Consider the following 23,149-nt stretch of genomic DNA (forward strand, 5'->3'; position numbering starts at 1 on the left):
TTTTTGTTTTATTAGTTTTATTTTTTAGATCTTTATTTTTATCTGTATTTGGCATATTTGAAGGTCTTACTCTCTTTTTTGGTTTCAGTCCTTCTATGCCTTTTTCTCTAAATTCTTTAACCCATCTAGATATCATTGATGGATTATTGATTTTAAATTCATTTGCTAGGCTTTGATAGGACATTTCTCCTGTTAGATACAAGTCTACTACATTTAGTTTTAAGTCTAAAGAGTAACTACTATTTTTTCTTGATACTTTTAGTCCATCGTAACCTTGAGATTCATAAATATTAACCCATCTTCTAACAGTCGAATGATCTAGGATAGAGTATTTTTTTGCTAATCCTTTGTAGCCTATATTTCCTTCTAAATATTCTTTTACTACTTTATTCTTAAATTCTGTTTTGTATTTTGCCATTAAAAAACTGACCTCCTTATGTTGGTTTTTAAGTCCAACTTTTGGGGGTCAGTTCATATCTAGGTTTTTTTATTTTCAAAGTAAAGTTTTCTTTTTTAAATATATTTAATTAACTACTATGGTTAAAATATATTGAATGGTTTTATTTTAGGGTACAAAATATATATAATAAATATTATATTTGAGGAGTTGAGAATTTATGAAAGAAAGCAAAAAATTTTTAATTACTTTAGTATTAACAATGATTTTTTTATTGGCATGCTCAAAAAACTCGGACAAGACAGAAAAAACAGGGAAAATACCGGAAGATAAAAATAAAGTTATTTCTTCATTTATAGATGATGAAGATTTAAAATCTTACACTTTAAAGACGGAGAGCCTATGGCAGGTGGATTCTCCTGATAAAAAAGAAAAAACTAAGTCAATGGGACTTTTTGAAACTATAAAGGACGAAAAAATTTCCCATATCAAATGGGAAAATGATGAAGGAGATAATAAAAGTCAAAATGAAGAGTTTATTATAGGAAATGTAATATTTAATAGGGATAATAAGGGCAAATGGACTAAACTTTCTACTGACAAAAAATTATCTGATGGCAAAGAAAATAAAACTTATTTTACAGGAAAGACTTTAATAAGCTCAAAAATTATATTAAATAAACTGGGCAAATACATTAAGCTAACAGAAGACAAGAGTTTTTATATAGCTGAACTTGATTCTAATTCTTCAAATATTAAAGAAATAAGAAAAATTATTTTTCCTAATGATGAAGATAAGTCTTTTTTTGGTGAACTAACATCCTTAAAAGGTAAATTTGTATTTAGAAAAGATAATTTTTATCCTAATTCATTTGAATTGCAAGGGGAATTTTTAAATAAGGATAATAATGAACATACAATAATTAGACAAAGGGGAGCTTATGATAAGGTAAATAAGCTTGAAAAGATAGAAATCCCTATAGAAATTACAAATTTATTTTAAAATTTAAATAAGCAATTCATAAAAGGAGCTTGAGAAAAAACTTGAGCTTCTTTTTTTATCAGTAAAAAATTGATACAATTAAAATGAGGGGATTTAATGATTAACATTGATGGAATTGTAGAAAAAATAATTTTTAGAAATGATGAGAATGGTTATACTGTTGCTAAATTTTTGTCTGATGATGAATCTATAGTTGTGGTAGGTTCATGTTTTGAAATTTTTGAGGACAGATCTTATAAATTAAAGGGTGATTTTACATATCATAAAAAATTTGGTCAGCAGTTTGCTTTTAATTCTATTGAGGAAATCTTGCCAAACTCTAAAGAGGCACTTATTAAATATCTTTCTAACGGAATGATTCCTTTTGTAGGGGAAAAGGTGGCAAGAAAAATTGTTGATGAGTTTGGTGAAAATACCCTCGAAATTTTAGAAAAAAATCCCCAAAGACTTTTGAGTATTGAAGGAATCGGAAGAAAAAAATATAAAAAAATATATGAAGCTCTGGAAAAAAACTTAAATGCAAGAAAGATTTTGCTTTATTTTTCTTCCTACAATATTTCTCCCAACTTAGCTCTTAAAATCTATAAGGAGTATGGTGATAAATCCATTGACCTTATAAAAGAAAATCCCTATGTTTTAATTGAAGATATAGGTGGCATAGGTTTTAAAAAGGCTGATCAAATAGCCTTATCTTTTGGTATAAAAAAAGATTCAGAAGAAAGAATTATCCAAGGTTTAAAATATGTTCTATCAAGGGCAAATTTAAATGGTCATACTTATCTTCCTCTTGATATTTTAGTAAAAAATGCCAATAAACTTTTGGAAATTTCTATTGATGACTTAGAAAATTCTCTAAGGGGACTTTCTTTTTCAAAAGATTTTTATGTTGATAAGGTTGGGGATGACTACCTATGTTATTATGCTCCATATTTAAGGGCTGAAAATTATATTGCAGGAAAATTAAACGAAATTAATATTACTTTCCACGAAGATTTAGATGTAAATAAAAAAATTGAAGAAATTGAGGAAACAAGAAATATTAAACTTGCCCAGGGGCAAAGACAGGCGATAAAAAAATCTCTTGATCATGGAGTTTTTCTTATAACTGGCGGACCTGGTACGGGAAAAACTACTGCCTTAAAAGCTCTTATAGATGTTTATGAATTTATGGGCAAAAAAATAAAACTTGCTGCACCAACGGGAAGGGCTGCAAAAAGGATGAAGGAATCTACTGGTCATGATGCCTTAACTCTTCATAAACTTTTGGAGATTAATTTTACTGATTCTAAAGATATTTATTATGATCCTATAGATTTAGAATGTGATGTTTTAATAGTTGATGAGATGAGTATGGTTGATATTATGCTTATGGAAACTCTTTTAAGAAGTTTGGAAAAGGGAGTCAGACTTATTTTAGTGGGTGACCCTGACCAGCTTCCATCTGTTGGGGCAGGAAATGTGTTAAGGGATATTATTGATTCAAAATTATTTAGTCAGGTAAATTTAGTTGAAATTTTTCGTCAAAAGGAAGAGTCAATGATAATAAAAAACGCCCATCTTATTAATAAGGGAGAGCGTCCAATTTTAAATAATAATGATTTTTTTCTTATAAGTGAGCAAGGAGAAAATAAGGGTCTTGAAATTATTAAAGATTTGCTTTCAAAAAGATTAGGCGAATATTACGGGATTGATTCTTCTGATATTCAGGTTTTAAGCCCTATGAAAAAGGGACTTCTTGGAACTTTTAATTTGAACAAGGTTTTACAGGAACTTTTAAATAAGTCCCAAGAAAAAATAGAGGTTTTTGGAAAAACTTTCAAGCTATATGACAGGGTTATTCAAATGAAAAATAACTATGATTTGGAAGCTATTATAGAAAATGATTTTTATAAGGAAACTACTAAAGGAGTTTTTAATGGAGATTTGGGTTATATTTCATCAATAGATGTTGAGGAAAAAATTCTTGAAGTTACTTTTGATGATGCAAAAAAAGTTAAATATTTGCCAGAAGATTTAGACCAGCTTGAGCTGTCTTATGCTATGACAATTCATAAATCCCAAGGCAGCGAATTTCCTGTAGTGGTTATTCCTCTTTTTTGGGCTCCTCCCATGCTTTTGACAAGAAATTTAATCTATACTGCTATTACTAGAGCCTCAAAACTTGTGGTTTTAGTAGGAAAATATGAATATCTTATGAAAATGATTGAAAATAACAAAACTAGAATAAGATATTCAAACTTAAAAAATAAATTAATTGAAGCTAATGAAAAAGTTATTTAAAAGATGTCCAATTTGTGGAGAAAAATTAGAAAAATTTAATCTGTGCAAAAATTGTCTAGATAATTTAGAATTTGACCCCTACCATTCCTATAAGATTGATGGTTTAAGAGATGTACTTGTAAGCTTTCAATATAGCGGGATAGGTAAGGAGTTGATAAAAAAATTTAAGTTTAATGGTGAGCTTTTTTTAGACCAAATTATTGGAGATTTGATGATTGAAAAACTTTTAAAGACTTCTTATTTGTCAGAATTTTCAAATATTACTTATGTTCCTATGACAAAAAAGAAAAAAAGCATAAGAGGTTTTAACCAATCAAAAATTCTAGCCCAATATATTGCAAAAAATTTAGATTTAAATTTGATAGAGTCCTTTGAAAAAATCAGGTCTACAAAAGAACAAGTTGGGCTTGATAAAAATGACAGACAAAAAAATATTAAAGATGCTTTTGTAATAAAAAATTATTCATCAGATATAATTATTGTAGATGATGTAATTACAACAGGTTCAACTATAAGAGAACTTGTAAAATTAACATCAAAAGAAGGTATAAAAACCCTAGCTTTAATTGCAGCTACTCAATGAAATTAATTACTTATAAATAATTGTATCTTTTCTATTTTCTTCGTGATTTCCTTTTTTTATAGAATATAAAACTATATTTATTTCAGCACCTATTAAAATTAGGGTGCTTAACAAAAATAGCCAAATTAAAAATACAATGATACCACCTAGAGAGCCGTAAGTTATTGAATATTTACCGAAGTTATTCACATAAAAGGCGAAGATAACTGTTGCAATTATAACTGCAAATGTTGAAAACAATGAACCTGGGATAACTGTTTTATATTTTATCTTATCATTTTTTGGTGGGCAGGGAGCAAATCTATATACGGCTGAAAATGTAAGAAATAAATAAATTAAAGGTATAAGACTATTTGCTATTATCCATAAAAAATATATTATTTTAGAATCAATATGAAAGATTGATATAAATTTATAGAAGATTATTTTTCCAAAAACTTGTGATACTATCAACAAAAGAATCATAAAAATAAAGAGAAGGGTAAAAATTATTGCTAAGACTCTATTAAAAAAAAAGTTTCTGTTGTCTTCAAAACCATAAGAATTATTTATAAATTTAATCAGCTTATTTATGGCTGAAGATGCAGAAAATAAACCTGCCAATACTGAAATAGAAAGTAGTTCAGTAGATGAGGTTACATTAAGTTCAATAAAAAAATTTTTAACAATATCTTTGACACTATTTGGAAAATATTGCATCAAGTTTAAAATATTATCTACATTTATAATATCAAGAAAATTTACTATATTAATTAAAGCGATAAGAAAGGGAAATATAGATAGTATTAAGAAAAATGCAAGACCTGCACCGTAAGAGGTAATATCATTTTCTTTTAGTCTGTATAATAGCTTATCAAAAAAATTAAGAGTTTTGTTATTTTTGTATTTTTTAAGAAATTTATCCATTTAATCACCCACTTATACTAAGGCTATAATTTATAGCATGAATATTATTAAAAATGCTCAGTTATTTTTTTTTTACAAATTTTAAGACAATTAGGTCTTAGCTACATATAAAAAGTTTTAAAATTAGAAAAAAATCCGATGTTAAATTTCATCGGATTTAATTTCATCAATAATATACTTAACTTTTAAAGGTGCCTCTATTTTATAATCACCAGCTTTAAAGGAATTTACACCTAAATTCTTACACTCTGTTTTAAAAGCATCAACTGATTGTATCAAGCCTATATTTTTTAAAGCACGTCCGACATCATCTGCATTAACACCTTGTGCCAAAGAAAATTCAAATTCTTTTATCTGTCTACCACAGATTAGAGCTAAAATTTCTTTAACTTTCATACCGTTTTTAATATCGTAAGTTCCTGGGACTATAGCTTTATCAAGACCCATTCTTTCCATAAGCAGTTTATAGGCATTAATGTCTTTAATTAAATTATTTTCCAAAAGAATTTTGCCAAGACTTTCTACATCAGAACCTTCAGGTACTGTAATTTGTAGAGAGTTTTTTTCTTCTTGGACTTCTTCTACAACAGGAACTTGGTAACTTTCTTCATTTTTTCCCAAAAGTTTTTCAATTTCCATAGTAGTCTTTTTTATTTCTGCACTAATAGTGAAATGAGCTTTGCCTTTAGTGTTAGCATTTAAATATATATGGTCAATTCTCCATTTTATGATAAAAGCAAGAGCTAATATAATAAATATTATGAAAACAACTTGTAGTATTTTCATAAAAGTCATAGAAATTTTATTGAAATTTTTCACATTTAACCTCTTTTCTATTTATGCATTTGTTATAATGTATTATAACAGATTTAAAGGGTTTGGTGAAGATGAGAAAAGTTATTATAGGTTCTAATGATAGCGACCAAAGGTTAGATAGATTTTTAAAAAAATATTTTGAAAAGGCACCTCTTTCTTTTATTTATAAAAATTTGAGAAAAAAGAATATAAAAGTTGATGGTAAAAAAGCCAGTCCTGAGGACTTAATAAAGGAAGGTCAGGAAATTTCTTTATTTATTTCTGATGAAACTATTGAAAAATATAAAAAAGATAAGTTAGCCAGAAATTCTCAAAAATTTCCACAAATTTTATATGAAGACGATAATATTTGTCTGATGAAAAAACCCTTAAATATGCTAACCCATAATGATAAAAATTTTTATCAGGACAATATGGTTGATAGATTTATTGACTATTTAATTTTTAAAGAAGAGTACTCGCCTAGGGAAGAGAATACTTTCAGACCCAGCATATGTAACAGACTCGATAGGAATACATCAGGAATTTTACTTGGTGCAAAAAATGCTGAAACTTTGAGAGAAATTAACAAGGCTATTAAAGAAAGATTAGTAGATAAATTTTATCTGACAATTGTTAAAGGTAAAGTTCAAAAGCCTTTTGAAATTAATATCAAATTGGAAAAAACTGATAAAAATATTATGAGAAAATCATGCGTTGGCAAGGATTCTCTGACAAAATTTTTCCCTTTAATTTCAAATGGAGAATATTCCCTTTTAAAAGTAAAATTAATAACTGGAAGAACTCACCAAATAAGAGCATCACTAAAAGAAAAGGGACTGTATATTTTAGGTGATAGAAAATATGGCAAAGGTAAGGATAAAGAATTTAATTCTCAAGCCCTTCATAATTATCTTATAAAATTTAACTTGGATGGAGAGCTTTCATATCTAAACAATAGGGAATTTAAAATGATGCCTCCCAAGAAACTTAGCCAATTGATTGAAGAAATATTTAATGTAAGAGTGGATGAGATTTTATGACTGTAAAAAAAGTGCTTTTAAAATCCTTGGATAGCAAAATCAATTTAGATGATTTTGATGATGAAGGATTGTTTTATATTTTACCAACTGAAGACAGCTTAATAGATAAGAGAGTAAATTATATTCATGATAAGGGATTTTTAAAAAACATTAAATTTATGACCTTTGATGCTTTATTTTTTCAAACTGCTCCTCCAACAAATCCTAATCCTTTATATAGTTTTTATGTCTTAAAGAAAATTTTAAGGAAATATTTTCCTAAAGAAGAATATTTTCATGATTTTTCTAAGAATATTTATGACTTTTTTAATGATATATTTGTTGAGGGAATAGATTTTTCAAGCCTTTTAACTTTTAAAGATACTTTTATAAAATCGCTTTATGAGGTAATAGAAGAATATGAATCATTTTTTGCTAAGAAAAATATGACCCTTTATAAGGCTTACAGAAAATCTATCTGCCAATTAAAAATAAAAACTTTAATAGTTGATGGTTTTGTAGACTTTAGATATTGGCATTTAAAATTAATTGAAGATATAAGCGAAAATTCTGATGTTTACATTCATCTGCCCTTTAACCTTAAAGAATTTAATTTAATAGAAAAAAATCTTGAAATTTTTAAAAAGATGGGCTTTGAAATTGAATGTGATGATGCAAAAGAGCTTGATTCTTATTTAAAGGGGAAAAATATAGAGATTATCAAAGGGCAAAACTTTTATAATAATATGGTTTTTTCTTATATAAAAAAATCTATAAATGAAAGCTCCATAAAAAATCTTTCAATAATTTTAAATGATAAATCTATGGGAGAACTTTTATATGCTTGCCAAGATTTAGAAGAACTTTCTTTTGATTTGGATAGGAAAATTTTTGATTTTATTGGCGACCAAATTAAAGTATATTTCAACTTTTTGGACAAAAAAAATAGGGATAATATAATGCTAAGGACACAACTTCACTATATACCTATAAGCCAAGATGTTGATAAAATCTTACAGATTTTATATATGAATAATTTTTCTAGAATTGAGGATTTTGATGAGAAGTTTAAGGATAATTTATTTATAGACAAAAATCATATTGGAGATTTTTTAGATTTTGTCGACCAAATAAAGACAGAAAAAATAGATCCCTATAATGATTTAGATTATTACATAAATTTCCTAAAAAATTTAGAAGATAAAATTAGAGAGATTTTAGATAGGGATTTTGAAAATTTAAAAGATGCAGAGATTTATAGGGTAGGTAATTTATCCCTTGACCAGATAGATAAATTCATTAATATAGCAGATAGTTTTAAAGATATGTATGACAAAATATCCTTTAAAGAATTTAGAGAGATTTTGTTCACATATTTAGATTCTATAAGTCTAAAATCTTTGAGAAATTATGAGGGTATAAAAACAGCAAGTCTAGATAAAATTTATTACAGCAATAATGAAATAGGCATTTATTTATCTTATGATAAGAATAAAAATCTTTATAAGAAAAATTTTATCTATAACGATGATAACATGGAAGACTTAAAAAGAATTGGACTTGTAAAAGATTATAATCAGATAGAACTTATAGAACTTATTTACAGGCTTTGTAATGACAAAAAATCTATTTTTTTGATTAAAAATGATGAAATATCTAATTCTTTAAACCTGATAAAAACAAGGGGAAATATAGAAATCTCAACTTATGAAGATAATTATATAAGTTCAGCTCTCAATGCTTACGAAAACATAAATAGAGAAGATGATTTTAAATTAGATTCCACAAATATATGTCAATTAAAGAGAATTTTAGAAAATAGGTCTTTTTCAGCCACAGATTTTGATTCATATGTAAAAAGTGGCAGAGATTTTTTGATAGAAAGAGTTTTTAAAATCGAAGAATATGAGGACTCTTTCAAGGAAGTCGACTATCTTAAAGATGGGTCTATCTATCATAAAATATTAGAAAACTATTTTAAAAATAGAAAAGTATATGATGAAGATTATTTAAAAAATTTAATTATGAAAGAAACTTTTCCAAAGTGTTCAAAAGTAGAAGATTTGAGTTTTTCCGACAAGTTTAAATTTATTAAAGATTTCTCATATCTTTTAGATATAGTAAGGGCAGATACAGATACAAATAGGATAAACAAAGATTTTATGCCTAAACTATTTGAACAGAGATTTTCTTTTGATATTGGACCAATTAATCTCGTAGGTTCCATTGATAGGATTGATGCAAAAGATGATGAAGAGATACTTATAGATTATAAATCATCTAGTTCGTCAACAAGAACGGCTGCCGATGTGTTCAATAACAAGTCCTTTCAAAGTGTAATTTACGCATTGGCAAGAAAAAATAAGGACAAGAAAATTGCTGGTTTTTATTATAAAATAATTAAAAATTTTAAAAATGTGCCAATTTTTGTAAATGAAAAATATATTGATAAATATGACAAGGGACGCTTTTACAAAAGTGATGATGAAATTAATGAGTTTCTAGATAATGCCACCAATAAGATAATTGAATTATATAAGGACATGTGTGATGGAGTTTTCTATAATGAGGATGAAAAAAAGAAAGGGAATTAAAAATATGACAAAAATTTTAACATCTAAAGATTTAAGAAAAAGATTAAAAGAAAAATTATTAGAAAAAATAGAAAACTTAAATGAAAAGCCGGTTTTAGCCATTATAAGATTAGGACAAAGACCTGAAGATTTATCTTATGAAAAAGGACTTACAAAAACTTCAAAAGAATTATCCATACCTGTAGATATATATAAGCTTGAAGTGCAAACAAAAACGAGCCAATTAATTTCTTTAATTGAAAAATTAAATGAGGATAAAAAAGTTAAGGGGATTTTGATTTTTAGACCCCTACCTAAACATATTGATGAAAAAGAAGTTGCCCTTGCAATTTCTCCACAAAAAGACTTAGATTGTATAAATCCCATCAACAAAGCTAAAATTTATGATGGAGATGTGAATGGATTTATTCCGCTTTCACCTAAGGCAGCCGTTATGTTGATGGAAGATTATGGATACAACTTAGCTAAAAGAGCCTTAATTATAAATAGGTCGCAAGTTGTAGGTAAACCTCTTGCCATGCTCTTATTAAATAGAAATGCAACAGTTACAATTGCTCATTCTAAAACAGAAAATATAAAGGAATTAATAAAAAAATCAGATTACGTCTTTACGGCTATGGGAAAAATGAAATCTCTTGACAGAAGTTTCTTTACAGAAAAATCAATAATTATTGATTTATCAATTGGTATAGATGAAAATGGCAAACTTTGCGGAGATATTGCTCAAGAAGATGTTAATGATTTTGTACAAGCTTATACACCAGTACCTGGTGGGGTAGGAAGTTTGACAAATTTACTTCTATTGGAGTCCTTAATTCATGAATAAAAAAGAACTGAGAAAAGAATTTAAAAACATAAGAGATAATATTAAAAAAAGAGATCTGCTTTCTCATCAGATAGGAGAAAATTTATTTGAATCTGATTTATACAAAAATGCGAGGTCAATTTTTACCTTTATAAGTTTTAGAAGTGAGGTTGAAACTTTTGAAATTATAAAAAGAGCATTGGAGGATAAAAAAATTGTAACAGTTCCAAAAGTTCAGGGAAAGGATATGAAAGTCATAAAAATTTATAGTCTTGATAATTTAAAAAGAAGTCCTTTAGGAATTTTAGAACCTGAAAATGATGATGAGTTTTATAATGTAGATATTACCCTTACACCAGGTCTTGCTTTTTCAAAAGATGGATACAGGCTCGGATATGGAGGAGGGTATTATGACAGATTTTTTGCTAAATATAGGACAAAAAAAGTGGGACTTGCTTTTTATGACCAATTGACAGATAAAATTCCAAAAGAGGAATTTGACCAAAAGTTAGATTATTTAGTTACAGAAAAAGGAATTATAGAATACTAAAAAATCCACTTTAAAAGGGGATTTACTATTTATTAATATTATAAGTTTTTAAATTCTTTAGCCAGTTCTTATCTAGAGATGAAGTATCAGTATAAAATCCATTTTTAAACATATAATTTATAAAGAGCTTGTTGAATTTTTCTGCTCCCTTGCTGTTTAGGTGATAAAAATCATAGAAGTCATCATCTGTAAGATTCATTTGACTTTTATATTCATTAAAGTCCACAAAATCGACAGATAATTCTTCAAATTTTTTCTCCCAAAAATTTATATTATTTTTGAAACATTTGTCATCGCTTATGGGAGTTTTTACAAAAATAAGATTTACATTATTTTTTTGGCACTCATGAATCATTTTATTTAAATATTTCAAGTTAGTTTTTACATACTCATCATCCATGGCTAGTTCAATATGTTTTAAAATCTCAGCATTAATATTTTTATTGTCTTTGAAGGCTTGACTTGAATTTTTTAAAAGCACATATCCTTTTAAATAGTCCTTATAATCTTTTCTTGTGATATTAAAATCTTCTTTTTTTAATTCATCCCATCTGGAATGATATTTGATTAATGGTAAAAGGTTTTGAGCCTTATATTTATTAGGCACTATTTTTAAAATCATCATTAATTTATTCATACTCATAGGCAGATAGTCAAGATATGAATGTATAATCGCATCGTCTTCTTTAATAAAAAAAATCAGCGCTTGTATATCTACGAAAATAATTTTAGGTTTATCTCTTTTTAAAACCTCTTTTAAATAATAATAAGTTGCCTTAAAGGGTTGTTGTTGGGATGCAAATACATAAGATTTAATACCAGTGTCATTATAAATCATAAGAGGATTGAAGGAGCAATAAGTATGGCTTGTTCCCAAAAAAAACATTTGAAAATCATCTTTTTCATTAAAATATCCACCAATTTTATTGCCCATATCCCAAGGTTTTGACAGAGATTTTCTCATAAAAATTTCGTCAACTTTATACATTCCCAAAAGGACTAGACCAATAAATATTAATGATAATAAGATTTTTTTTAATTTTTTCATACAACCATTTCCTTAAAACTGAAAATATATAAACTGAGATTCTGAAAATCCTGGTCCATAAATTCCAAAAATTAAAATTCCAAAAATAAAGAACAAGTAAATAATCCATCTGATTGGAAGATAAATATTCTTAAGCGTATTTATCGGTTTTATTCCCTTATATTTAAGAAAATCTACTAATAATAAGATTAAAATACTTATCACAAGAACGAGTAATTCATTATTAGAAAATTTAAGCGCAATTAAACTACTGTTAAAATCATATTTAGAAAAGTCAAAGGTGAAAATATTTTTTATAAATAAAATTGCATCCATTGTTGTAGACGCTCTAAAAAATATTGTAGTAAATATAAAAGCTAAATATGTAGCAATTATTCTTAAAGTGTTTAATAACATACCAGTTTTTTTCTTATGAATCCCCGTTATGTTTTCAAAGATTATTAAAAGACCATTTATAAATCCCCAAACAATAAAAGACAATTCTGCACCATGCCAAAGTCCACTTGCTGTGAAAACTATTAACAAATTTATATACTTTCTGAATTTTCCTTTGCGGTTGCCTCCCAAGGGTATATAAAGATAATCTTTAAACCACGAGGACAATGAAATGTGCCATCTACTCCAAAATTCAACTATAGATTTTGAAAAAAAAGGCTCCTTAAAATTATCCATTAAATCAACACCCAAAATTTTTGCTGAACCCTTGGCTATAATTGAGTATGAATAAAAATCACAGTATATCTGAATAGTGAACAAAAATGCTGCAAAGAAAAGGACAAGAGAAGAATAACTTTCAATTGAATTAAAAACACCATTTACCACTATGGCAGCCCTATCAGCTATTACAAGTTTTAAAAAATAACCATAAGTTATAAATATCAAGCCAATTACCATATTGTCATAAGAAAATTTCCTATTTTTCTTGATTTGTGGGAGCAAGTTAGTTGATCTTTCAATAGGTCCTGCTACTAATTGAGGGAAAAAAGATACAAAAAGAGCATAATTTATAAAATTTTTCTCGGCTTTTATATCTTTTCTATATACATCAATGGTGTAACCAAGAGCTTGAAAGGTATAAAAAGAAATCCCCACAGGCAATAGAAAATTTAAGTATCTTCCTACTGAGTGTATATGAAAAATTGCAAGTATATCATTCAAAGAATTAAGTGCAAAATTAAAATATTTAAAGAAAAATAATATGCCTAAATTTATTGCAAAACAAATAAAAACAGCTTTCTTCTTTTTTCTTTCGTCGTCAATATGTTTATCCAAATATATTCCTGTAAGATAGGTTATAACAATGGAAAAAACCATCAGAAAAGTATATTTTACATTCCAACATGAATAGAAAAATAAAGAGGCTAGCAATAAAAATATTTTTTTAGCTTTTCTAGGTAGTAAGAAAAAAATAATTACTACTGAGGGCAAAAATAACAAGTAAGTTAAAGAATTAAATAGCATAAAACCTCCATTCAATTATTATAGCAGAAATTATTAATTATAAAAGATTATAAAAAATTTTTAAAAAAAGTTGTATTAACAACAGAAATAATTGATAATTATTGTTAATATGATATTAGAAATAATAAAAAGGGATGAGTTTTATGGATATTAATCAAACAGTATATAAATTATGCACGCAAAATAAAGATTTGAGAGATTTTCTAATCTCTAAAGGATTTAATAATTTGTCTAGTGACACAATGTTTAATACTATGGCAAAAATGATAAAGTTAAAAGATGCCTTAAAATTAAAAAATATAGATGCAGAGATTTTTCAAGAAGAATACAAAAGTTTTTCATCTAAAGTGATTGAAAATGAAAATTTTGAAAATAAAGATTCAAAATACACGATAGAAGGAGCTGTACCTTGTCCTATAAGAGTTCCCCTAATGGAATCTTTAAAAGACTTTTCTACTGGCAAGGATATAGATATAGATTTTGATTTGAGATCAGCAAACCTTGGTATGGATTTTGTATTTGATAAGTTCAAAAATAAAAAGAAACTTCCAGACTTAATCACAACAGCTGGATTTGAATTAATTTTAGATGACAAAATTTATGAAGAGGTTAAAAAGTCTTATACAGATTGCAATATACCAATAAATGATGATTTTATAAAAAGAGGGGTAGATTTAAAAGACCCTGAAGGAATTTTTCATATTTTAGGAATCGTGCCAGCTGTTTTTATTGTCAACAAAGAACTTTTAGGTTCAAGGAAGATGCCAAATTCTTGGGAGGATTTGTTGAGTGGAGAATTTGAAAATTCTATAACTATTCCTGTAGCAGACCTTGATATGTATAATGCAATTTTAATTACAATATATGCTAAATTTGGTCTTGACGGTGTAAAAAAATTAAAGGACGGATTTTTTTCAAAGCTTCACCCAGCCCAAATGGTAAAGGCAGATAGGAACAATGCTGCTTGCATAAGTATTTGTCCATACTTTTTTGCAACCATGATTTCATCAGATTCTCTTAAACTTGTATGGCCAAAAGAAGGGGCAGTAATTTCACCAATATTTATGACTGCAAAAAAAGAAAGCCTAAAAAATGTAAAGGATGCAATTGATTATTTTACTTCTAAAAAAGTTGGACAAATATTTTCTTTCAACGGAAAATTCCCATCTACAGTAGTAGGAATTGACAACAATTTATCTGAAGACCAAAAGTTTTTATGGGCAGGATGGGAAATGTTAAATAATAAAAGAGAAAAATTAAAAAGTCAAATTTCACAATATTTTGATTTATAAGTAAAGGAGAAATAATGAGATTTATTACTTTTTCAGGACCTCCATCTTCTGGTAAAAGTTCTGTAATAATTAATACAATTAAAAATTTAAAAAAAGACGGTATAAAAGTTGGAGTAGTAAAGTTTGATTGCTTATATACTGATGATGACATACTATACAAAAACGCAGGAATATTGGTAAAAAAAGGCTTATCCGGAGCCTTATGCCCTGATCATTTTTTTGTTTCTAATATTGAAGAAATTTTAAATTGGGCTAAAGAAAATTCTCTTGATATTTTAATAACTGAATCTGCAGGTTTATGCAATAGATGTTCACCATATTTAAAAGATATTTTGGGAATATGTGTGATTGATAATTTGTCTGGAGTAAATACACCTATGAAAATTGGTCCTATGCTTAGAAATGCTGACATTGTTGTTATCACAAAGGGAGATATAGTTTCTCAAGGGGAAAGAGAGGTTTTTTCATCAAGAGTTTTAGCTGTTAATCCAAGGGCAATAGTTATGAATATAAATGGTCTTTCTGGGCAAGGAAGCCTTGAATTATCTATGATTTTAAAAGAAAAATCAAAAGACCTTAAAGAACAAGAAAATTTAATTTTGAGATATCCCATGCCAACTGCTCTGTGCTCATATTGTTTGGGAGAAACTAGAGTTGGTGAAAAATATCAATTGGGAAATGTTAAGAAAATCAGGTGAAAATATGAAGATAAGTGAAATTTTAGAAAAATATCCTTTTGCACAAGCTTATTTTGAAAATAATAAATTAAATATAGGAGGAAAAGAATCTGAGGATTTTGATTATTTTCTTAAAAACATATCTGATGAAAAATTAGAAGAACTTGCAACAGATAGAAAAGCTTTAAAAGATGGCTTAAAAAGTTTTATTGATTCTATGATGGAGTTTTTGTCAGATAATCAAATACAATCAATAACTATACTTCCAGGTAGGGATAAGGATGGAAATGAGGAAAATTTTAAAGAATTAATATTAAAAAAATCTGATGTTTTTTCAATAGTTGGGCCAACAGGAGCCGGCAAATCAAGACTTCTTTCTGATATAGATTGGCTTGCTCAGGGAGATACTCCAACAGGAAGGAAAATATTAGTTAATGGTCAAAAACCAGATTCAACTATGAGATTTTCAACTCAGGATAAAATTGTCGCTGAACTTTCACAAAATATGAATTTTGTAATGGATTTAACTGTAAGAGAATTTATAGAACTTCATTCAAAATCGAGATTAATTGACCCTAAAGAAAAAATAAAAAAAATAATAGAAGATGCCAATAATTTGGCAGGAGAAAAATTTTCTTTAGATACTAATATAACCGAGCTTTCCGGTGGTCAATCAAGAGCCCTTATGATTTCTGATACTGCTAATCTCTCAAAATCTCCAATAGTTTTAATTGATGAAATAGAAAATGCAGGAATTGACAGAAAAAAAGCCGTTGAGCTTTTAATGTCGCAAGATAAAATTGTAATTATCTCCACCCATGACCCTACCCTTGCCCTTATGGCTGATAAAAGAATTGTTATAAAAAATGGTGGTATATATAAAATAATTGAAACATCTGAAAATGAAAGAAAAATTCTTAACAAATTAGAAGGTATAGATGAATATTTAGAAACATTAAGAAACAATTTAAGAAATGGACAAAAGATTAATGGTTAAAGACTTGGATTTTTCAAGTCTTTATTAAATTTATTTTATATATATTAACTTTAGGTTATAATAGGAAAAGGAGGTATTATGGAAAATTATAAATTATTGGAAAAAAAATATATAGATGAAGTGGCTTCCGAATGTTTAGTCTATGAACATATAAAAACTGGAGCAAGAGTTTTAACCCTAAAAAATGATGATAATAATAAGGCATTTGCTATAGGCTTTAGAACTCCACCAAAATTTGGAAATGGCGCGGCTCATATTGTAGAACACTGTGTGTTGTCAGGTTCAAGAAAATATAGGACTAAGGAGCCTTTCATGGATTTAATAAAATCCTCTATGCAAACTTTCTTAAATGCAATGACTTTTCCCGACAAGACAATTTATCCTGTATCTTCAAGAAACGAAAAAGATTTTCAAAATCTTATGGATGTTTATTTAGATGCTGTTTTTTATCCTAGAATATATGAAGAAGAAAAAATTTTCATGCAAGAAGGATGGCACTATGAAATAGATAAGAATACAGGCGAATTAATATATAATGGTGTAGTTTATAATGAAATGAAAGGAGTTTATTCACAAGCTGAAAATATTGTAGGAGATGAATTCATTTTTAACCTCCATGAAGGCTCATCTTATGGAGTAGATTCTGGTGGAAATCCAAAGTTAATTCCCACTTTATCGTATGAAGAATTTTTAGATTTTCATAAAAGATACTATCATCCTTCTAATTCTTACATTTATCTATATGGAAATATGGATATGGAAGAAAAACTTCAATATATACATGAAGAATATTTAAATAATTTTAGAAAAGAAGAGATAGACTCAGAAATAATCTTAAACGAACCCCTAGAAAAACAAAAGTATGTTGAAATAACTTATTCAGCATCTAAAGAGGAGTTAGCAGATAATAAAGACTTTTTGCTATACGGTTGGTGCTTAGGACTTGCCTTAAATAAAAAAGATTTCTTTATGAGAAATTTTCTTTCAGAACTTCTGATTGATGCCGAAGGAGCACCCTTAAAAAGAGCATTATTAGATGCAAATTTAGGACAAGATGTTTATGCCGAAACATCTAGTTCCAAAACTTTAGATCTTGGAGTGGTTCTTAAAAATACTGATGGCAAGAAAATTAATGAATTTAAAAAAATTGTAGAAGATACTTTAAAAGATATAGTTGAAAAAGGCATCGATAAAAAACTACTGCAAGCAACCTTATCTCGTTTCGAATTTAATTACAGAGAAGGTGGAGGAACTCAAAAGGCAATAATATATTATATAAGAGCCTTAAATTCTTGGCTTTATGATAGAAGCCCATTAGAATCACTTGAATTTAATGACATAATAGAAGAGATAAAGACCTCAGCAGATAAGGGTTTTGTCGAAGAATATATAAAAGAAAAAATATTAAACAATAATTATTCTGTAATTTTATCATGCATTCAAGAACTAGATAAAAATCTTAAAGAAGAAAATGAATTAAAAGAAAAATTGAGGGAATTTAAAGAAAGTTTAAGCCCTGAAAAAATTGATAAAATAAAAGAAAATGCAGAAAACTTATTTAAGTATCAATTAGAAGATGATTCTGAAGAAGACAAAAAAACAATACCTATGCTTGAACTAAGTGATATCTCACATGGTATTAGTGAGTATAATTGCACAGAAGATAAAATTTCAGATGCTTTATATTTAAGATCTGATCAGGCTACAAATAATATTGTATATACAACTATTTCTCACAATATTGATTTTCTTAATGATGATGAAATTAAAAATCTTCCAATACTGTTAGCTTTAATAGCAAGCCTTGATACAAAAAAATATTCTTATCAAGAGCTAGATAATGAAATTTATATAGCTAGTGGTGGAATTTCTTTTGGATGTTCAACTTATAAAGAAGAAGAAAAAGAAGAATTCAAGCCTAGGCTAAATGTAAAATTTAAAGTCTTAGAGGAAAATTTCCATCAAGCAATAGACTTAATTATTGAAATAATTAAAAATACAAAATTTGATGATAAAAAACGAATTAAGGAAATTCTTTTAAGCTCAAAATCACAAATAGAATCAGGCTTATTAATGTCAGGTTCACAAGTGGTTATGGGACTTGTAAAATCTTATTACTCACCAATGGGTTCTTATAACAATAAAGTTTCAGGACTTGATGCTTATAAATATTTGTCAGAACTTTTAAGTGATTTTGAAAGTGAGTTTTCAAAACTTAAAGACAAGTTAATAAAGCTTTATAAAAAAATCTTTAACTCCAAGGATTTGATAATATCTTCTGTTGGTAAGGACGAAGATTTGGATAATAACAAGAAGGCTCTTGAAAAATATATAAATAATTTAAATAGGCAAGAATTCAAAAAAGCTAAATACAGTTTCATTAAGAACAATAAAAATCAAGGGATATACCTTTCATCAAATGTTAATTTCATATCCAAGGGATATAATTTAAAAGATTTAGGCGAAAAATATACAGGAGATAAGGTTGTTCTTGCAAATATTTTATCTTCATCTTATCTGCATACAGAGATAAGGGCAAAAGGTGGAGCCTATGGAGATGGAGCGGTATTCTCAAGAAATGGAGATTTCTTAACTTACTCCTACAGGGATCCTAATGTAGAAAATACCATCAAAGTCTATAATGAAATTCCAAATTATATAAGAAATTTGGATTTATCACAGGATGATTTGAAAAATTATATAATTGGCAGTATGAACTCCTTTGATCCACTTCTTAGCTTATCAGTAATTGATGAACTAAATTTGTCGAAATACTTGACAAAAGTTTTTGACGAAAAAGTCATAGAAAATAAGGAAGAAGCCTTAAAGACAAATATGGAAAAATTAAAATCCTATGCAGATATAATAGAAAAAGCCTTAAATGAAAATTATATAGGTGCCATAGGAAATGAAGAAAAATTGAGAGAAAATTCAAAATATTTTAAAGAAATAATTCCACTCAATAAAAATAATTAATACTATTAAAAAAAAGGACTTTCATTTTTGAAAGTTCTTTTTTTTACTATTTGTCAAAAATCTTCATATAATTTATAATCAATTTGGAGGTATATATTATGAAAAAAATAATTGGAATTTTATTAGCTTTAACTTTAATTATTCCTGTTTTTGGGCAGGTGAAATCAAACGTTTCAACAAAAACTATTCAAGGAGTTAGGTGTAATGTATGTGAACTTACTTTAGACGAAACTTCAGAAATTCATGTTGCAAAAGGGAAAAATGCTTTAATAGGTGCAGAAAATTTTTATGAAATTGTAAAAAATAACAAGGCTCAAGTAGCGATTAACGGTAATTATTTTGATTCTTATAAAACTTTAGTTCCTATGGCAACAATTATTAAGGATGGAGAAGTTTGGAAAATGGTAGGCACCACTCCTTCTTTTTTTGTATTTGATAAAAATAAGGTAAAAATTGATAATTTATCTTTAAAATACAAGGGTTATCTTGATGGTAAAAGAAAAAATGAATGGAATAATGATAAGGGTCTTATGGAATTTAATGTTTTCGATTTATGGTATGTAAATGTTGATCCTACTGATACTGCAGGAATTTTTAAATTCACTAATAAATATAATAATGAATTAAATTTAAAGAATGGAAGAGTTATTGAAGTAGTAAAAGATACTGTAACAAAAATTTATGAGCCAAAAGGAAAAATTTCTTTACCTAAAGATGGATACATAATTTATTTTGGAAAAGATTCTGTAGATAAATCATATATTGACCAAAGATTTAAGCTTGGTAGAAAAGTTGAACTTGTCTTAGTGGATGGCAAGGGTAACGAAACTTTTAAATACAATGGTCAAGATATAAGTTATAGCAAAGTAACAGAACTTGTAGCAGCAGGACCTATGCTTTTACAAAATGGCAAAAATGTTGTAGCAGAAAGTAAGAATAATTATAAAGAAGGAAAAATAAATGCATCCACAGGTCAAAGGTCAGCTATAGGGATTACTAAAAACGGAAAAGTTATTTTACTTACAACTGTAGCAAACGTTGATAAACTTGCTTTAATAATGAATGATTTAGGATGCATTGATGCTATGAATTTAGATGGAGGTGCATCATCAGCATTATTTGCAAATGGAAAAGTTATAAAAAATGCTGGCAGAAATCTTAATACTGTCTTAATTTTTAAATAAAAATCAAAAAATGTGCTGGTGGCTAATAATAAATAAAATTTTGCCACCAGTTTTTTAGTGCGAATTATAGAAATTTATATAGTATTTAAAATAAGTATTAATTTAAAAAATTTTTTTGTAAGAAAATTTATTTTAATAAAATATATGCTTAATATATTTAAAAAATAAGTTTAACTAATATAAATTTTAAAAAAATTTAAAAATAATTTTCATATAGAAATCGCTAAAAATCAATATTTGTATAGGGATAAAAAATAATCATAGTAAATTCCTTGGAAAAAATTTCAAAAAAAGCTTTACAATTTTTTTGAACTAAGTTATAATAAGACATAGTTAGTTGATACTAACTATCATTTACTCAAATGATTAGAATTAACTTATGGTTAATTCATATTGCACCCATTTATTATAATGTAGAATTCTACATTATAGCTGTACTTTAATTTAATCTAAGGATACCCCCCTTGAGATTAAAACTTAAATTTTATACCAGTCTTATTTTCCATCCTCTCCTTTCATATTCAGTATGGACGGAAAATACCAAAAGCCACATTCTCCCAAATGTGGCTTTTTGTGTATTTAAAATAATGTGAATGCTATGTAAAAGAAATATTAAAATTTGGTGAAATTTTATAAATTTCTGACACTAAAATTGTAAATTTTTATTGATTGCTTTATACTAAGTGAGGTGATGTTATGGAAAATTTTAATAAATTATTTAAGGATATATTTTTTATTGCTTTTGTGGCTTTGTTGAGCACTACTATGGTATTTGTTTTAGCAACGGCACCTTTTTTTGAATTAATAAAAAATGTATTTTCTTTTAAACTTATTATTTTAAATTTTTTACCCCCGTTTTTGCTTGCTTTATTTTTATATGGTTTAAGTGGCAGGGTAAAAATTTCTATCGTTTTAGTTTCAGCTTTTCAAATTATTTTTCTTATTATAAATAGAATGAAAATAATTTATAGAAAAGACCCTTTTAAACTTTCGGATATAAATGAAAGTTTAGAAGCTGTAAAAATGGTGAAAAGTTCTTATTCTCCTGATAAGTTTTCTATAATTTTAGCTCTGTTATTTTTTACATTTTTAGCTATAATATTATTTTTTTATAAAACTAATAAATTGAATTTATCAACAAGAGCAACAATTCTTATAATAAGCCTCGTAATTGGATTTTTCTCATACAAGGGATTTTATATTTCATCAAATGTTTATAATTCTTTGAAAGTTTATGGTAATCCTTTTAATGAAATTGATGTTTATAATTCCATGGGATTTAATTATTCCTTTATTTTTAAAATCAATGCTTCAATGATTAGACCACCACAAAATTATAACAAAGAAGAATATGCCAATAGAGATAGGGAAGATAGAGGGGAAGAAATTTCTGTATTAAAAGCTCAAGAAAAACCAAATATTGTTTGGATAATGGGCGAATCTTTTACAGATTTTTCACAAAATCCCGTATTTTCTTTTGATAAGGGAAATGACCCTAATGAAAATTTTAAAAAGATTTGTAACCAAGCACCAATGACAGGAAGAATTGTAGTGCCTGGATTTGGTGGAGGTACTGGTGATACAGAATTTGATGTTTTAACAGGAACCTTAACTATTGATACAGCTCCAAATGGATCTTATGCTTTTAACATTGTAAAAAATAATACTAAATCTTTGGCAAGTGTACTAAAAAATATTGGCTATAATACTATGGCATTTCACCCAGGTTATGAATGGTTCTACCACAGAAATGTTGTATATCCAAGACTTGGTTTTGATAAATCTAGTTTTCTTGAAAATATAAAAAATCCTGAAAATAAAGGAGATTATTTCAGTGAAGAAAAGTTTACCGATATATATCTAGATGGATTGAAAAAATCTCTTGATTCAAAAGAAACAGTTTTTGATTATGCAGTGGATATTCAAAATCATGGACCATATTTTTATGATAAATATGGACAAACCTTGCCTTTTAATTGCACTAAACCTCTAACAGATGAAGCAAAAGTGTGCTGGGGTTCCTATTTTATAGGAGTAAAAGATATTGATACAATGCTTGGCAGAGTTTATGATTTTATAATGTCTAGACAAGAACCTATAATTTTTGTATTTTATGGTGACCATCTTCCAGCTTTAGGAGAAGACCCTGATGGCTACAAACAAATAGGTATTGATATGAAAGTAGATACTTTAGAGGATGAAATAACTCGTCACTCTACACCTTTTTTTATAACTGCAAATGAAGCAGGAAGAAAATATTTGAATGTAGAAAATGCTAAGCTGACAAAAGGCTCAGTAATTTCTGCAAACTTTTTAGGATCAAGTGTTTTAGATATGCTTGGCTTTACAAAAGCTGACAATTTCTTTGAGTATAATTCTAATTTGAGAGATTATATGCCTATTATTTCAAGACATTTTATATACACTAAGGATGCAACTTATCCAAAGGAAAAAGTTGGCGGAGAAGCAGCCCAAAAATATATGGATTACAGGGCATATGAATATTACAGAGTTAATCAAAGAAAAAAATAGTAAATTTTGCCTAAGACTTAAAATTAACCTTTTAAACTGATATAATT

Annotated in this window: 18 protein-coding genes; 13 read left to right on the forward strand and 5 right to left on the reverse strand. The window is 27.2% G+C overall.

Going from position 1 to position 23,149, the window contains the following annotated elements; all coding sequences use genetic code 11:
* On the reverse strand, positions 1-418 hold a 418-nt coding region (locus F594_RS0103965; protein ID WP_019034619.1), incomplete at its 3' end, for a helix-turn-helix domain-containing protein.
* 199 nt (positions 419-617) lie between these two features.
* Here F594_RS0103965 and F594_RS0103970 point away from each other — a divergent pair.
* The 3 genes from F594_RS0103970 to F594_RS0103980 all read left to right on the forward strand — a co-directional run bounded on the left by F594_RS0103970 (position 618) and on the right by F594_RS0103980 (position 4,263).
* Positions 618-1,400 (forward strand): DUF6612 family protein, encoded by a 783-nt coding sequence (locus F594_RS0103970; protein WP_019034620.1) that lies wholly within the window; start codon positions 618-620, stop codon positions 1,398-1,400.
* A 96-nt stretch (positions 1,401-1,496) separates the two neighbouring features.
* Positions 1,497-3,680 carry an SF1B family DNA helicase RecD2 gene (gene recD2 / locus F594_RS0103975; protein ID WP_019034621.1) on the forward strand — a complete coding sequence of 728 codons (2,184 nt, stop codon included), beginning with the start codon at positions 1,497-1,499 and terminating at the stop codon, positions 3,678-3,680.
* Positions 3,664-4,263, forward strand: a complete 600-nt coding sequence (locus F594_RS0103980) for a ComF family protein (RefSeq protein ID WP_009344825.1) — start codon at positions 3,664-3,666, stop codon at positions 4,261-4,263. The genes recD2 and F594_RS0103980 overlap by 17 nt, the downstream gene beginning before the upstream one ends.
* Before the next feature lie 6 nt (positions 4,264-4,269).
* On the opposite strand, the gene F594_RS0103985 is transcribed toward F594_RS0103980, so the two are convergent.
* Positions 4,270-5,169, reverse strand: a complete 900-nt coding sequence (locus tag F594_RS0103985) for a YihY/virulence factor BrkB family protein (RefSeq protein ID WP_019034622.1) — start codon at positions 5,167-5,169, stop codon at positions 4,270-4,272.
* A 141-nt stretch (positions 5,170-5,310) separates the two neighbouring features.
* Complete coding sequence (locus F594_RS0103990) at positions 5,311-5,988, reverse strand: endolytic transglycosylase MltG (protein ID WP_019034623.1); 678 nt, start codon at positions 5,986-5,988, stop codon at positions 5,311-5,313.
* A 68-nt stretch (positions 5,989-6,056) separates the two neighbouring features.
* On the opposite strand from F594_RS0103990, the gene F594_RS0103995 reads away from it, so the two are divergent.
* Genes F594_RS0103995 through F594_RS0104010 form a run of 4 tightly spaced genes read left to right on the forward strand, consistent with a single transcriptional unit; the run spans position 6,057 to position 10,935 of the window.
* On the forward strand, positions 6,057-7,007 hold the full coding sequence (locus F594_RS0103995) for an RluA family pseudouridine synthase (protein ID WP_019034624.1): 951 nt from the start codon (positions 6,057-6,059) through the stop codon (positions 7,005-7,007).
* The gene (locus F594_RS0104000; protein ID WP_019034625.1) at positions 7,004-9,580 is read left to right on the forward strand and encodes a PD-(D/E)XK nuclease family protein; all 2,577 of its coding nucleotides are present in this window, start codon (positions 7,004-7,006) and stop codon (positions 9,578-9,580) included. The genes F594_RS0103995 and F594_RS0104000 overlap by 4 nt, the downstream gene beginning before the upstream one ends.
* On the forward strand, positions 9,558-10,406 hold the full coding sequence (locus F594_RS0104005) for a bifunctional 5,10-methylenetetrahydrofolate dehydrogenase/5,10-methenyltetrahydrofolate cyclohydrolase (RefSeq protein WP_233428277.1): 849 nt from the start codon (positions 9,558-9,560) through the stop codon (positions 10,404-10,406). Before F594_RS0104000 ends, F594_RS0104005 begins: the two co-directional genes overlap by 23 nt.
* Positions 10,399-10,935 carry a 5-formyltetrahydrofolate cyclo-ligase gene (locus F594_RS0104010; RefSeq protein WP_004823882.1) on the forward strand — a complete coding sequence of 179 codons (537 nt, stop codon included), beginning with the start codon at positions 10,399-10,401 and terminating at the stop codon, positions 10,933-10,935. Before F594_RS0104005 ends, F594_RS0104010 begins: the two co-directional genes overlap by 8 nt.
* A gap of 25 nt (positions 10,936-10,960) precedes the next feature.
* Here the strand turns inward: F594_RS0104010 and F594_RS0104015 are convergent, their stop codons facing one another.
* A complete protein-coding gene (locus F594_RS0104015; RefSeq protein ID WP_019034627.1) occupies positions 10,961-11,983 on the reverse strand; it encodes a hypothetical protein in 1,023 nt (340 codons plus the stop codon).
* A gap of 12 nt (positions 11,984-11,995) precedes the next feature.
* A complete protein-coding gene (locus F594_RS0104020) occupies positions 11,996-13,444 on the reverse strand; it encodes an MBOAT family O-acyltransferase (protein WP_019034628.1) in 1,449 nt (482 codons plus the stop codon).
* Positions 13,445-13,587: 143 nt separating this feature from the next.
* Between F594_RS0104020 and F594_RS0104025 the strand changes: the two genes are divergently transcribed.
* From F594_RS0104025 to F594_RS0104050, 6 genes are all read left to right on the forward strand, one after another.
* Positions 13,588-14,736, forward strand: coding sequence for an ABC transporter substrate-binding protein (locus tag F594_RS0104025; RefSeq protein WP_019034629.1), 1,149 nt, complete (start codon positions 13,588-13,590; stop codon positions 14,734-14,736).
* 14 nt (positions 14,737-14,750) lie between these two features.
* The gene (locus F594_RS0104030; protein ID WP_009345348.1) at positions 14,751-15,434 is read left to right on the forward strand and encodes a GTP-binding protein; all 684 of its coding nucleotides are present in this window, start codon (positions 14,751-14,753) and stop codon (positions 15,432-15,434) included.
* A complete protein-coding gene (locus F594_RS0104035; RefSeq protein ID WP_026302301.1) occupies positions 15,415-16,410 on the forward strand; it encodes an ATP-binding cassette domain-containing protein in 996 nt (331 codons plus the stop codon). Before F594_RS0104030 ends, F594_RS0104035 begins: the two co-directional genes overlap by 20 nt.
* 78 nt (positions 16,411-16,488) lie before the next feature.
* Positions 16,489-19,386 carry an insulinase family protein gene (locus F594_RS0104040; protein ID WP_019034631.1) on the forward strand — a complete coding sequence of 966 codons (2,898 nt, stop codon included), beginning with the start codon at positions 16,489-16,491 and terminating at the stop codon, positions 19,384-19,386.
* 98 nt (positions 19,387-19,484) lie between these two features.
* Complete coding sequence (locus tag F594_RS0104045) at positions 19,485-20,570, forward strand: phosphodiester glycosidase family protein (protein ID WP_019034632.1); 1,086 nt, start codon at positions 19,485-19,487, stop codon at positions 20,568-20,570.
* Positions 20,571-21,266: 696 nt separating this feature from the next.
* Positions 21,267-23,102 carry an LTA synthase family protein gene (locus tag F594_RS0104050; RefSeq protein ID WP_019034633.1) on the forward strand — a complete coding sequence of 612 codons (1,836 nt, stop codon included), beginning with the start codon at positions 21,267-21,269 and terminating at the stop codon, positions 23,100-23,102.
* Positions 23,103-23,149 lie beyond the last annotated feature (47 nt).

Source organism: Peptoniphilus lacrimalis DSM 7455 (assembly GCF_000378725.1).
Lineage (GTDB): Bacteria > Bacillota > Clostridia > Tissierellales > Peptoniphilaceae > Peptoniphilus_A > Peptoniphilus_A lacrimalis.